The organism is Clostridium sp. C1, assembly GCF_018223625.1.
Classification (GTDB): Bacteria; Bacillota_I; Bacilli_A; order Erysipelotrichales; family Coprobacillaceae; genus Allocoprobacillus.
In genome coordinates, this window is sequence record NZ_CP073631.1 from 2,822,350 (window position 1) to 2,835,276 (window position 12,927).

Sequence of the window (12,927 nt, forward strand, 5' to 3'; positions counted from 1 at the left end):
ATATTATGCAAGCGAACCGATATGCGATATAAATAGACTTGTATATTTTGAATATACAGAAAGGATTTGTTATGAATGAAAATAAACTTTATCAAAGAATAACTTTATATTTTTTTATGACTGCTTGCATCTTATGGTTTTTATTATCTTATTTGATTTTTCAAAGATTTGCAGCACTATGGTTTTTAAATATCATCCAGCTTGTCTTTACTATTTTTCTTCTCATTATTTTTCATTTCATGATGATGTATATCATGTTAATCAAATATTTAAAAAAATTTGATCATCACCCTAAATTACAAATATTCTGTCATCATCAGTCCTTTATTCCTCTACCTCATCAAGATATCGCCATGTTTTTATATTTGCATAAAAATCATTCTACCTATCATTCCATGAATATAGCATCTTTATTAGGACTAGATTTTCAACAATGTCAAGCATTAAAAATGGCACCAGATCAGTTTTGTGAATATATTTTAAATTTAGAAAAACAAATGAATGAAGATCATCTTATTGAAATCAATGGAAAGTTCTTATCAATTTATACTTATTCTTTAGAACATGAATTTCTTGGAATTATTATTGACCGTACTCAAGATATGATTAAAAAAACATGTTTAATCAATCAATTAAAAGAAGTAGAAATCAATTCACAGATTGATTCACTTACAAAAGTATATAATCGTAGAGGTTTTGAATTACATGTCCAAAACTGTCTTTGTTTAAATTGTCAAGAAGGTGTCATGATGGCTTTAGATGTAGATAATTTTAAATCTATTAATGATAATTATGGTCACCAAGAGGGTGATAAAGTACTACAACAGATTGCACAATTTTTAACGCAACATTGTTCTTTACAAGATATTATTGGAAGAATAGGTGGTGATGAATTTTTGATTTTTATACCACATACATTACCTATGACTCACTTAGAAACCCAGCTCAAATGTTTGATTCAAAAACTTCAAAAGAGTTTAGGTCACTATTACCATGATAATCACGTATCTATGAGTATTGGTGTTGTCTTTGTTGGTCCTACCATTCATGATTATCATTCACTATATCATTTTGCTGACATGGCCTTATATCATGCGAAAAAATCAGGAAAAAATAAATATTATATTTATTATGATTATGAATATAAAAATAGAAAGAGGTTGTTATGAACAATACATGTATTTTAATTCCAGCTTTAGAACCTTCATATCATTTTATAGATTATGTTAAAGCATTAAAACAAATATCTCATCTTTATATCGTTGTTGTTAATGATGGTTCAAATCAAGACTATCAAGTGATTTTTGATACTATTGATCAAATACCACAATGTTATGTCATTAAACATTCAAAAAATCTAGGCAAAGGAGAAGCTTTAAAAAGTGGTTATCGTTTTATTCAAAAACATTTATCATTTTGTCAAAAAATCATCTGTGTCGATTGTGATGGACAACATGCTGTGACAGATATTCAAAACATCATTGAAAAAATGTATCATCAAGAAAGTTTATTTATGCTTGGTGTCAGAGATTTTTCTTTACACCATGTTCCCATTAAATCGTGGCTAGGGAATCGTATAGCATCCATTCTTTTATGGTTTTCTACAGGTTATTATATTCAAGATACTCAAACGGGATTAAGAGGTTATGATTATCAATTGCTGGATTCACTTTTAAAAATTCATGGACAAAGATTTGAATATGAAATGAATGCATTGGTAGTTCTTTTAAAACAAGGTATTTTGGATACGACAGAGATTCAAACCATTTATTACCATCACAATCAATATAGTCATTTTAGACCTATTCAAGATACATGGCTGATTATTAAGAATCTATACCTCCCATTTTGCTTATATACATCTTTTTCCTTTTTATGTTTTATTGTAGATTGGCTCCTTTTTATCAGTTTTTATTTCTTGTTTACACTTTTCAATTTATCTTCTTTTGAAATAATCTTTTTGGGTAGTTTGTTTGCTCGTCTATTTTCACTTATTTGTCATTATCATCTTATCCAAAAATATGTGTTTCAACCTATTTTTCAAAAGTATCGATTGCCTCGCTATATGATTTTGTGCATGACTATTTTCCTTTTATCAGCCACAGGAACGTATTTTCTTCAATCTTTTCTGCCAGTCCAAATGAGTAAAATCATGATAGATGGATGCTTATTTATTCTTTCATATTATCTACAAAAAAAGTGGGTTTTCTATGATTAAGAAAAGCAATATCATCTTTATTTTATCCTTTATCTTTTCATCTCTTTATCTGATCTGGCGAACATTCTGGACATTGCCATTGAATCAAAGTATGGGTGAAATTATATTTGCAGTTATATTATTGTTATCTGAAATTATCACAACTTTTACAAGTTTTGAGCTGATCATTCATAAAATGAGGAATGATGAAAAAAGATTGGTTCCACCTGTTTTACAAGCCCGAGATTATCCTGAAATTGATATTTTTATCGCCACTCACAATGAAAGTGTTGACTTACTATATAAAACAGTGAATGCCTGTACTTTCTTAGAATATCCGGACTTACAGCTTGTACATATTTATATTTGTGATGATCAAAATCGACCAGAAGTCAAACACCTGGCTGAACATTTTGGTGTTGGATATATTGGTTTAGAATATAATCAACATGCCAAAGCAGGTAATTTTAATCATGCCTTATCAATGACACATTCACCACTCATTGTGACTTTTGATGCTGATATGATACCAGAAAGAACTTTTTTAATGAAGACAGTTCCTTATTTTTTTATGAAAGATACAAAGACATCTTCTTATTTACCAATTGCTTTAGTGCAAACACCCCAAAGTTTCTATAATCAGGATTTGTTTCAATTTCATCTTTTTTCAGAAACAACAATTCCCAATGAACAGGACTTTTTTTCAAAAGAAATCAATGTTTTAAGAAATGCACATTTTGGTGCTAGTTATACAGGAAGTAATGCTGTGATATTACGTGAAGCTCTTGAAAAGATAGGTGGTTTTCCTTACCATACTGTTACAGAAGATTTTGAAACAAGCATTCGTTTACAAAAAGCAGGATATTGGACTTATTCGACTCAAGAATCTCTTACTTCTGGCTTATCAACAACAACAATTCCAAGTATGATCCAACAAAGAATTCGTTGGGCTCAAGGTGTCATTCAAAGTATATATAATACACATGCCTGTACAACATCATCTCTTTCTTTAGGTTTAAGATTATCCTATCTGTGTGCGTTTCTTTACTGGTGGTCTTTTTTGACACGTCTTATTTTTATTTTAGCTCCGATTCTCTTTGCTTTATTTGATTTACAGTTTGTTCAATGCCATTTTGGAGAGTTACTGATCTTTTGGTTACCATCTTCTATTTTTTATCATCTTTCTTTAAACTCTTTATCTACACAAACAAGAAATCAACGATGGAGTCAAATCATTGATACCATTCTTGCACCATTTTTAATTATTCCTGTCTTTTTAGAAACATTAGGGATACATCAAAAAATATTTAAAGTCACAAATAAAAAGAAAGCAACTATGCATACACGTTCATTATTCTATATGATTCCTCATTTGATCCTGGTTATTCTAACGATATTGGCAATTATCCGCTATGGCATGGGAAAATATGGCTCTGCCTTATTTTACAGCAGTGTTATTTTATTTTGGCTATTTTATAATCTGGTAACTTTGTGTTTTGCTATTTTCTTTATGTTAGGAAGACCATCATATCGTGCATATGAACGTTTTTCTATTCAAGAAGCTATTGATATTCATTTTCATCATCAAACATATCAGGGAATGAGTGTTGATTTCTCTTATGTCAGTTTATCATTTTCTTTACCATTACCTTTTTATGTTCCAGCTGATATTCCTTTTTATATAGAAATCAAAACTGATCAATATCAAACCACGTTACCAGTACAACTTTTATATGTCAAAGTTGTACAAGAACAATGGGTTTATGTGGTGTTATTGCAAGATACACCAGAAGAAGACTATCGCCAATATCTTCAAATTATCCATGATCGTAAACATTCTTTACCTTCACATATTGATGAGTGGTCTTCTCTATATGATGATCTCTATCGTAATATTCAATCACGTTTTCAAAAAAGGCAACAAGAACAAAGGCAAACTTTTCGTATTCCTGTTGAACAGGTGTTTCATTTGACAAATGGTATGGAAATTTTTGTAGTTGATTTTAATTATCATTATCTTCTTGTGAAAGATTTTCAAGGAGATAAGCTAAAGGAATATTGTTTAAATTGGTATGGAATGATTTTTCAATTACGTTTTAAAAAGCAAGTCAATCATCAACTTTGCCTTTTAGAAGTTATCAATTTTGAGGAGCTTTTCTTCAATAAAAAAGCGTTAAAAGTATTTCTACAACATCTCATATACACAAAGGTGGATGAAACATGATTTTTATATTTTTTTTGTCTTTAGCTGGTTATATGTCTTTTCTATCAACAAAAGTTACGAAAACATATGTTCCAGTACTTACTTTAAGTTTGATTGGTTTATGTATTTATATTGGAGGTATTTTTCACATTCTTCAAATCATGGCATATATTGTCCTATTGATTGGGATGATATTAGGAATCATCGCCATCAAAAGAATAAACATCAAAAGATTATCTTTTCCATATTGTTCTTTATGGACCTTATGTTTTATGATCATAGCTATCCTATTTTTTATTCTGTCATTATTTTTAAAATTTGATCATTTTGATAATTTTTCACATTGGGGAATTGTTGTAAAAAATATGCTTACCAATCATCGCTTTCCAGAAGCTAGAGATATGCTTATTGCATTTAAAGATTATCCATTAGGTATGTCATCGTTAATTTATTATTTTTGCTTATTTTTAGGAAATAATCAGGGCATAATGATTATGTGCCAAAATATGTTTATATTTTCATGCTTTTATGCTATGTTTGGTATCATAGAGGAAAAAAAGAGATTTTTACTTTATGTTATATTATCTACAGGATGTACTTTTATGATTTATTTGAATATCACAATTCGCATTCAAAACCTACTTGTAGATTTTATATTACCATTACTGACTTTAGCAATATGCTCATATATCTATCATCAACGAGATGATTTGATGAGTGCTTTGTATTTGATACCATTACTAGGTTTTTTAACTGTTATTAAAGAAATAGGCCTCTTTTTCATGTTGATAGCTTTTATATATTGGCAATGGTATTGTTGGCATAGTTCAGTTTCTTTGTCGCAAAAATTAATCATAACAATAACAATTCTGATTATGAGTTTATTACCATTTTTATTATGGAAATATCATATGTCTATAACTTTTGCAGGAATGACACATAAGTTCGACTTATTATCAAAAACAATATCTGTGAATCAATATCCTACGATGATTTTATTCTTTTTTCAATCGCTTTTTCATTTATCCAATCGTTCTACACAAACATTTCTTTTCTTTGAAATTCTTGTGATTGGATTATTGATTTTTCATCATTTCTTGATAAAGAAAAAATGGCAGTTAAAAAAAGTATGGTTATTAGGACATATGATTGTGGTGGTATATGTATTTGGATTATTAGGGATGTATTTGTTTTCTATGCCTGAAGATGAAGCTATCCGTTTAGCAGGGATGGAACGCTATATATGTAGTATCGTTGTTTTTTATGTGGGGATGATTATGATGACTATAGTCAAAGATATTGAACGTTCGTTTTATATTCAATTGAAAGATAGTTATCATTATCAAGCTTTTTATTCACCACAGACAAAGAAAATTTATCAAAATACAACTTTAGTATTCATGATAATCACTTTCTCATGTGTATATTCAGAATTATGTGAATTAATCGCTTTGCGGCAAAATCATTCTTCTTCTCTTGCCAGTCAAGTTGAACAATTGGTAGGAAATCAATGGTATAGTCGTAATCAAATGGACTTATCACGTTATTTAGTTATTGCTTCTAATCAAAATCAGCAAGTATCTCAATACCAGTTAAGTTATACGATGAAATATTTCTTATACGCACCTTATGTAGATACATTATCCTATTTAAATGAGGATATAGATATAGAAAGCTATGATTATGTGATTATTTTTAATCGGGGATATGTTGATGAAGCAGTGATAAAAAAGTATCCTGTCTTTTGTGAAGAAGGAATCTATAAGATAAAGAGATGAAATGATGGAAAAAAATCAATTGGAACAATATGTCACAGTTGTAGAAGCAGGAAGTATCAGTAAAGCAGCGAAAATACTTTATTTAGCTCAGCCTAATTTAAGTAAGACTATTCAAATGATGGAAGAAGAAATGGGCCAAAAGCTCTTATTAAGAAGTCATAGAGGGGTGGAAACAACACCACTTGGCAAAGAGCTTTATTACCACGCTAAAAATATTCTAGAACGTTTTGGTATGATAGATGAGTGGAAGACTATGCATCAAAAGACATGACCTTGTTATTTGAATGTTTCTATATCTTCGTTATTTTTAGATAAACGTATTTTACAAGAATTTTCTAGACAGACACAATCTATGGAAACGTTTATTCAACTACATGAAACAACACCTAAATCAGTATTAGAAGATTTAGTGAATGGACAAGCAGAATTAGGAATTGTTATTTTGAATGATCAGATTTTACCTACTTTTCAAAAGATTGCTGAAGCAAAAGAAATTCATGTTGAAGTGATAGATCGAAAACCATACTGTCTGCATTATCATCGTCATTACCATTTAGAAAAAGATTTATCACAAGATCTCAGATTTTTGAACCATTATATCTGGATACACTTTCCATTAGATTTTTTTGGATATTTAAATGCGTCATTATCGCAATACGGTTTCATGATTCAAGAATCTCAAAAAAGAATAGTCAGTAATAATTATCATGCGATGATTCAAATGCTTTGTTTTTTAGATGCCTTTATTTTTGGAAACATTTGGCAAAAAGAAGAATTTGCCAGAACAAATATTGCATCAATACCCTTAGCCTATATCCATATCCAACAGAATTTTATAATTCTTACAAAAAAAAGAGAAGCTCTTTCTCATGCAGGAAGTCTTTATTTAAAAATCTTGAAAGAGATTTATCAACTTTGATAATGAAATTTTCATTATCATTTTTTGTTGTTTCTTAAAATTTTTCATGAGATAATTATAAGTATGGAAATAGAAAGAAAGGATGGTTATATGAAAAAGTATAAAGCTGTGATTTATGATATTGATGGAACAGTTTTAAATACATTAAATATGAATATGTATCCATTAATGAAAATCATTAAAGAAGAATTAAATGAAGATTGGACATTTGAAGAAGTGTTAAAATTTGCTGCTTATCCGGGTATGAAAGTGATGGAAGAATTAAATATAAAAGATAAAGAAAAAACATATGCCAGATGGGTTCAATATGTCAATGAATATGAAGAAGGAGCAACACTTTATGAAGGATTTGAAGACGTTTTTTCAAAGTCTGAAGAAGCCGGAATCATTCAAGCTATTGTATCTGCCAAGACAAAAGCGCAATATCAAAATGATATGGGACAAAAAGGACTAGATAAGTATATGAAAGCAACGATACTTGCTGAAGATACTGATAAACATAAACCAGATCCTACACCATTATTAGAATGTCTGAAAAAATTACAATTACAACCAGATGAAGTGATTTACATAGGAGATACAAAATCAGATGAACTGGCATCAAAGAATGCTCACATTGATTTTGGATATGCGAAGTGGGGAAATGTCGCTCAAGAAGAAATGAAAGATGCAACAATTGTTTTAGAAAAACCTCTTGATTTATTACAGTTGATTTAATGAATACCCAAAATAATTTTGCTTTAGGAAATGTGTCCCAGCATATTTTACGTATTGCAGGACCTATGATTGTTGCACAATTTATTAATGTTTTATATAACGTTGTTGATCGTATTTATATTGGAAGATTACCTGAGGTTGCTTCATTAGCTATGAGTGGTTTAGGATTATGCTTACCTTTAATTTCAATAATTATTGCTTTTGCGAATTTATTTGGAATGGGTGGATCACCACTGTGTTCTATTGCAAGAGGTAGTGGAAATAATGATCTGGCTGAAGAAATTATGGGAAATGCGTTTTCTTTATTAATCATTTGTTCTATTCTTATTATGTTAGTTGGTTTTATTTTTAAGGAGCCTTTATTATGGGCTTTTGGAGCAAGTGAAAATACGATTGGTTATGCAAACGATTATATGACGATTTATTTATTGGGAACGCCCTTTGTTTTAATTGGATTAGGATTGAATAGTTTTATTAATAGTCAAGGATTTGCGAAAATAGGGATGATGACAGTTTTATTAGGAGCAGTGACAAATATTATTTTAGATCCTCTTTTTATATTTGTCTTTTCAATGGGAGTCAAAGGTGCTGCTATAGCAACTGTTATTTCTCAATGTATATCTGCATTATGGACTTTGCAGTTTTTAACTGGAAAGAAAACAATTTTAAAATTAAAAAAAGAAAAAATGATTTTAAAAATCAAACATGTTCAAAAGATATTTGCTTTAGGTATGGCTGGATTTATGATGGGGATTACAAATTCAGTTGTGACAATTGTCTGTAATGTGACTTTGCAGACTTATGGTGGAGATTTCTATATTGCCATTATGACTATTATTAATTCTATTAGAGAGGTTGTGTCTTTACCCGGTCAAGGTTTAGCCAATGCTTCACAGCCAGTTCTTGGCTATAATTACGGAGCAAAACAATATCAAAGAGTTTTAAAAGGCATTCGTTTTACGACATTGACTTGCTTTTTAACGAGTTTTGTATTGTGGTTGAGTATTACCTTATTTCCTCAGCTCTATATTCAAATCTTTAGTCACAATCCTGATATTTTAAAAGAAGGAGTTCAAGCCATTCATTTATATTTCTTTGGTTTCTTTATGATGGCTTTTCAAATGAGTGGACAATCTATAGCCGTAGGACTAGGAAAATCAAAACAGGCTGTTTTCTTTTCTATATTTAGAAAAGTCATGATTGTTGTACCACTGACTTTCATATTACCTATATATATTGGTATTCAGGGTGTTTTTATCGCTGAAGCTATTAGTAATTTTATTGGTGGGGGAGCCTGTTATTTAACAATGTTATTAACGATTGGAAAAGATCTCAAGAAGAAAGTGAGAACTTTAGAATAATAAGGACTCTTGTTGAAATGATGGCAAGGAGGAAAATGGAAATGATTGTAGATTTTATGGATGGAGCATTTTTCTGGATTGTATTAGCTTTATTTGTGGCTATATCTTGTATGTTGTTGAGTCAAAAGAAATAATAATAGGGGGAGCATATTGAAGATATGCTTTCTTTTTTGATTCAAGTCATAAAGGAATTTCTTTTTTCATATAAATAAACGGGTGATGATTCATATGAAAAAAACGATGTCTTTTATTATCCTTTTTGCTTTATGTACATGTTTATATAAACCAGTGATTCATGTATCATCATCAAAATTATTAAATCAAAGAGTGATTGTATTAGACCCAGGTCATGGTGGTTTAGATAATGGTGCCAGTGTAGCAGGGGTGGATGAGGATACTTTAAATTTGAAAATCAGTTTTGCTTTAAAAGAGGAATTAGAATCACGAGGGGCTACAGTATATATGACACGTACTGATGATCAAGATATGACAAAAAGAAATTATAACTATTCTAAACAAGATGATATGTATTTAAGAGCTTTGCAAGTAGATGCATATCAACCAGATCTATTTTTGAGTATACATCTTAATTCTTCCACATCTAGTGCTTGGGGTTCTCAAGTGTTTTATTATAAAAAAAGTGAAGATGGAAAAAGATTAGCCAATTGCATTCATGATCAGATGAAAACATTAACAGGAACAAGGAAGAATGTTTCATCAAGTAGTTTTTATATTTTACGTGCAACTCAATCATTGGGAGTTTTAATAGAATGTGGTTTTTTATCTAATGCTAATGAACGAGGACAATTAAAAAGTCGTGCGTATCATCAAAAATTAGCAATCGTCATTAGTGATGGTATAGAAGACTATTTTCATTCACTAGCAGCACCTCTATAAAAATATATATAAAAACGAAAAAAAGTATTGACGAAAAATGAAGGCTATGCTAATATATTAGGGCAGTCGTTAATGGGCCTGTAGCTCAGCTGGTTAGAGCGCACCCCTGATAAGGGTGAGGTCGATGGTTCAAGTCCATTCAGGCCCACCATTAATTACTGTCACATATATACATGGGCCTGTAGCTCAGCTGGTTAGAGCGCACCCCTGATAAGGGTGAGGTCGATGGTTCAAGTCCATTCAGGCCCACCATGTATAATATATATTTTTATGGGGCTTTAGCTCAGCTGGGAGAGCGCCTGCTTTGCACGCAGGAGGTCAGCGGTTCGATCCCGCTAAGCTCCACCATATAGGATATAACCTGTATTGAATGTTTTATAAAGCATTTGATGCAGGTTTTTTGTTATTTCATGGAAAATAGTCTATAATAATGTAAAGAGGTGATTAACTATGTGTACAGCTTTTCAATGTCATGGATATTTTGGAAGAAATCTTGATTTAGAAACAGGATTTCAAGAAGAAGTTGTTGTTACACCAAGATTCTATAATTTTCCATTCAAAAATGGAACGGATTTTAAAAATCAATATGCTTTGATAGGGATGGCAACAGTTGTTGAAGATTATCCATTATATGCTGAAGCAATGAATGAAAAAGGTTTATGTATGGCTGGCTTATATTTTCCAGATAATGCACATTATTTTGATCAAGAAGATAAAAAGTTAAATCTAACACCTTATGAATTAATTCCTTATTTTTTAGGTAAATATCAAAGTGTTCATGAAATCAAATCCATCATACATCAACTCCATATTATCAATATACCATTTCTACCACAAATGCCTTTAGCTCCTTTGCATTGGATTATTGCTGATCAAAACGAAAGTCTGATTTTAGAATCAACAAAAACAGGTTTGCAGATATATGAAGATTCATTACATATTCTGACAAATAATCCACCTTATCCATATCATCAGTGGAATGTTCATCATTATATGCATTTAACATCAGCATATCCACAAGATAATTTGATTCATCAAAATATGAAACCATATGGTAATGGTTTAGGAACAGTTGGATTACCAGGTGATTATTCTCCTGCATCACGCTTTATTAAAGCGTTATGGTTAAAAGACAATGCAAAGATGAATGATTGTGAACATGAAAATATCAGCCAGATTTTTCATATCTTAGATGCTGTCGCAATGGTCAAAGGTTCAGTGAAGACCAGTCAAGATAAAGATGATTATACTATTTATTCATGTTGTATGAGCATGAATCAGTTGACTTACTATTATAAAACATATGATAATAATCAAATTCAAGGTATACAAATGAAAAAACTTGATCTTCAAGCTTCACAATTATATATATTTATTTTAAATAGACAACAAAATATCCAATATTATGAAACTGCTTAGGCAGTTTCTTTTGTTTATTATTGATAATAAAAATATTAAAAATGAAACATTTTAAAATAAAGAAGTAAGATATACTTTTTTCTAGAAAATGAAATGATTTTAGCGCTATGAGTTTCATAATAGGAGGAGGAAAAAACATGAATTTTTTTAATAAGCTGCAAGTAGGCTTAGAAAAAATTGTCGGACCATTTGCAACAATGGTCGCTAAGAGTAAGTATATTAAAGCCTTAACAGAAGGGTTTATGTATACTATGCCAATTACTTTAGGTGTAGCAGTTATTGCTGTCTTATCTAATTTGCCTATTGATCCATGGGTTGATTTTTTAAACAGTACAGGATTATATACAGTAGGGCAAGAGGTTGTATCTTTAACATTATCTTTACTTGCTATTTATGTTGTAGGAGCAATTGGATATTGTTTTACTAGAAATGAAGGAGAACAAGGTATTATTGGAGCTGTCATGTCAACAGCAGCCTTTATTATTTTAATGCCGATTCAGACGTTTACAAATGAAGTAGGAACTTCTGTATCAGCTTTATCAACAAGCTATATGGGTAGTGATGGAATTTTCTTAGCTTTGATTTTAGGTTTATTGATTCCTAGATTATACTGTTATTTAATGAGTAAGAATTTAAAATTAAAATTACCAGATTCTGTTCCACCTATGGTAAGTATGTCATTAGCACCAACATTTGTCGCTATGATTATCTTTACATTTGTTTTTGCCTTAAAATGGGCATGTACATTTACACCATATGGTAATGTCTTTAATGTTGTTTCAACATTGATTGGTCAACCTATTTCATATTTTGGAGCTTCACCAATTTCATTAATTATTGTTTTCTCATTAATGAATTTAATCTGGTTCTTTGGAATTCATCCAAATGCTATTTTAATGCCATATATGCCTGTATTAATGATGGCCTCTATGGCAAATACAGAAGCTTTTCTAGCTGGAGAAACAATGCCTTATCTTGTGTTTGGAATCTTAGGGGCATGTGTGCAAATTGGTGGTGCAGGAAATACATTAGGATTATGTATTGCGACATTATTTGCGAAATCAGAAAAATATAAAGCTATGCGAAAACTTGTGATTCCAGCTAATATTTTTAATATTAATGAGCCAATTATATTTGGTTTCCCAATCATGTTAAATCCATTATATGTTATCCCAATGGTCTTTTCACCAGCTGCATCTGGACTTGTTGCTTGGGCATTAATTGGTATTTTCCCAATTCAGTTTAATCCAACAATTTCAATGCCTTGGGTTACACCTGGATTTATTACAACGTTCTTCCAAGGTGGTATATTCATGTTGTTGTTATGGTTAATCAGTTTAGCTATTCATTTTATCATGTATTTACCATTCTTCTTAATTGATGACAACAATGCTTTAAAACAAGAACAGGAAATGAAAGCTCAATAGAAGTTTGTA

The 12,927-nt window shown here is 30.4% G+C and carries 11 protein-coding genes and 3 tRNA genes; all 14 read left to right on the plus strand.

Annotated features, from left to right (window positions below; all coding sequences use genetic code 11):
* Positions 1-71 precede the first annotated feature (71 nt).
* The 14 genes from KEC48_RS15035 (at position 72) to KEC48_RS15100 (ending at position 12,918) form a co-directional block, all read left to right on the plus strand.
* Positions 72-1,169 carry a GGDEF domain-containing protein gene (locus KEC48_RS15035; protein ID WP_211963300.1) on the plus strand — a complete coding sequence of 366 codons (1,098 nt, stop codon included), beginning with the start codon at positions 72-74 and terminating at the stop codon, positions 1,167-1,169.
* Positions 1,166-2,218 carry a glycosyltransferase gene (locus tag KEC48_RS15040; protein ID WP_211963302.1) on the plus strand — a complete coding sequence of 351 codons (1,053 nt, stop codon included), beginning with the start codon at positions 1,166-1,168 and terminating at the stop codon, positions 2,216-2,218. The genes KEC48_RS15035 and KEC48_RS15040 overlap by 4 nt, the downstream gene beginning before the upstream one ends.
* Positions 2,211-4,421 carry a cellulose synthase catalytic subunit gene (locus KEC48_RS15045; protein ID WP_211963304.1) on the plus strand — a complete coding sequence of 737 codons (2,211 nt, stop codon included), beginning with the start codon at positions 2,211-2,213 and terminating at the stop codon, positions 4,419-4,421. The genes KEC48_RS15040 and KEC48_RS15045 overlap by 8 nt, the downstream gene beginning before the upstream one ends.
* Complete coding sequence (locus tag KEC48_RS15050) at positions 4,418-6,178, plus strand: hypothetical protein (RefSeq protein WP_211963306.1); 1,761 nt, start codon at positions 4,418-4,420, stop codon at positions 6,176-6,178. Before KEC48_RS15045 ends, KEC48_RS15050 begins: the two co-directional genes overlap by 4 nt.
* Before the next feature lie 4 nt (positions 6,179-6,182).
* Complete coding sequence (locus KEC48_RS15055) at positions 6,183-6,449, plus strand: LysR family transcriptional regulator (protein WP_211963308.1); 267 nt, start codon at positions 6,183-6,185, stop codon at positions 6,447-6,449.
* A gap of 9 nt (positions 6,450-6,458) precedes the next feature.
* On the plus strand, positions 6,459-7,097 hold the full coding sequence (locus KEC48_RS15060; protein WP_211963312.1) for a LysR family transcriptional regulator substrate-binding protein: 639 nt from the start codon (positions 6,459-6,461) through the stop codon (positions 7,095-7,097).
* 90 nt (positions 7,098-7,187) lie between these two features.
* On the plus strand, positions 7,188-7,814 hold the full coding sequence (locus tag KEC48_RS15065; protein WP_211963313.1) for an HAD-IA family hydrolase: 627 nt from the start codon (positions 7,188-7,190) through the stop codon (positions 7,812-7,814).
* Entirely contained in the window at positions 7,814-9,175 is a 1,362-nt protein-coding gene (locus KEC48_RS15070; RefSeq protein WP_211963315.1) for an MATE family efflux transporter, read from the plus strand. The genes KEC48_RS15065 and KEC48_RS15070 overlap by 1 nt, the downstream gene beginning before the upstream one ends.
* A 228-nt stretch (positions 9,176-9,403) precedes the next feature.
* Positions 9,404-10,072 (plus strand): N-acetylmuramoyl-L-alanine amidase, encoded by a 669-nt coding sequence (locus KEC48_RS15075; RefSeq protein ID WP_087357993.1) that lies wholly within the window; start codon positions 9,404-9,406, stop codon positions 10,070-10,072.
* 74 nt (positions 10,073-10,146) lie between these two features.
* Positions 10,147-10,223: transfer RNA gene (locus KEC48_RS15080), tRNA-Ile, on the plus strand.
* A 24-nt stretch (positions 10,224-10,247) separates the two neighbouring features.
* A tRNA-Ile gene (locus KEC48_RS15085) sits at positions 10,248-10,324 on the plus strand.
* Positions 10,325-10,344: 20 nt separating this feature from the next.
* Positions 10,345-10,420, plus strand: a tRNA-Ala gene (locus KEC48_RS15090).
* A gap of 102 nt (positions 10,421-10,522) precedes the next feature.
* On the plus strand, positions 10,523-11,491 hold the full coding sequence (gene bsh / locus KEC48_RS15095) for a choloylglycine hydrolase (RefSeq protein WP_129737971.1): 969 nt from the start codon (positions 10,523-10,525) through the stop codon (positions 11,489-11,491).
* A gap of 137 nt (positions 11,492-11,628) precedes the next feature.
* Positions 11,629-12,918, plus strand: a complete 1,290-nt coding sequence (locus KEC48_RS15100) for a PTS transporter subunit EIIC (protein ID WP_211963317.1) — start codon at positions 11,629-11,631, stop codon at positions 12,916-12,918.
* Positions 12,919-12,927 lie beyond the last annotated feature (9 nt).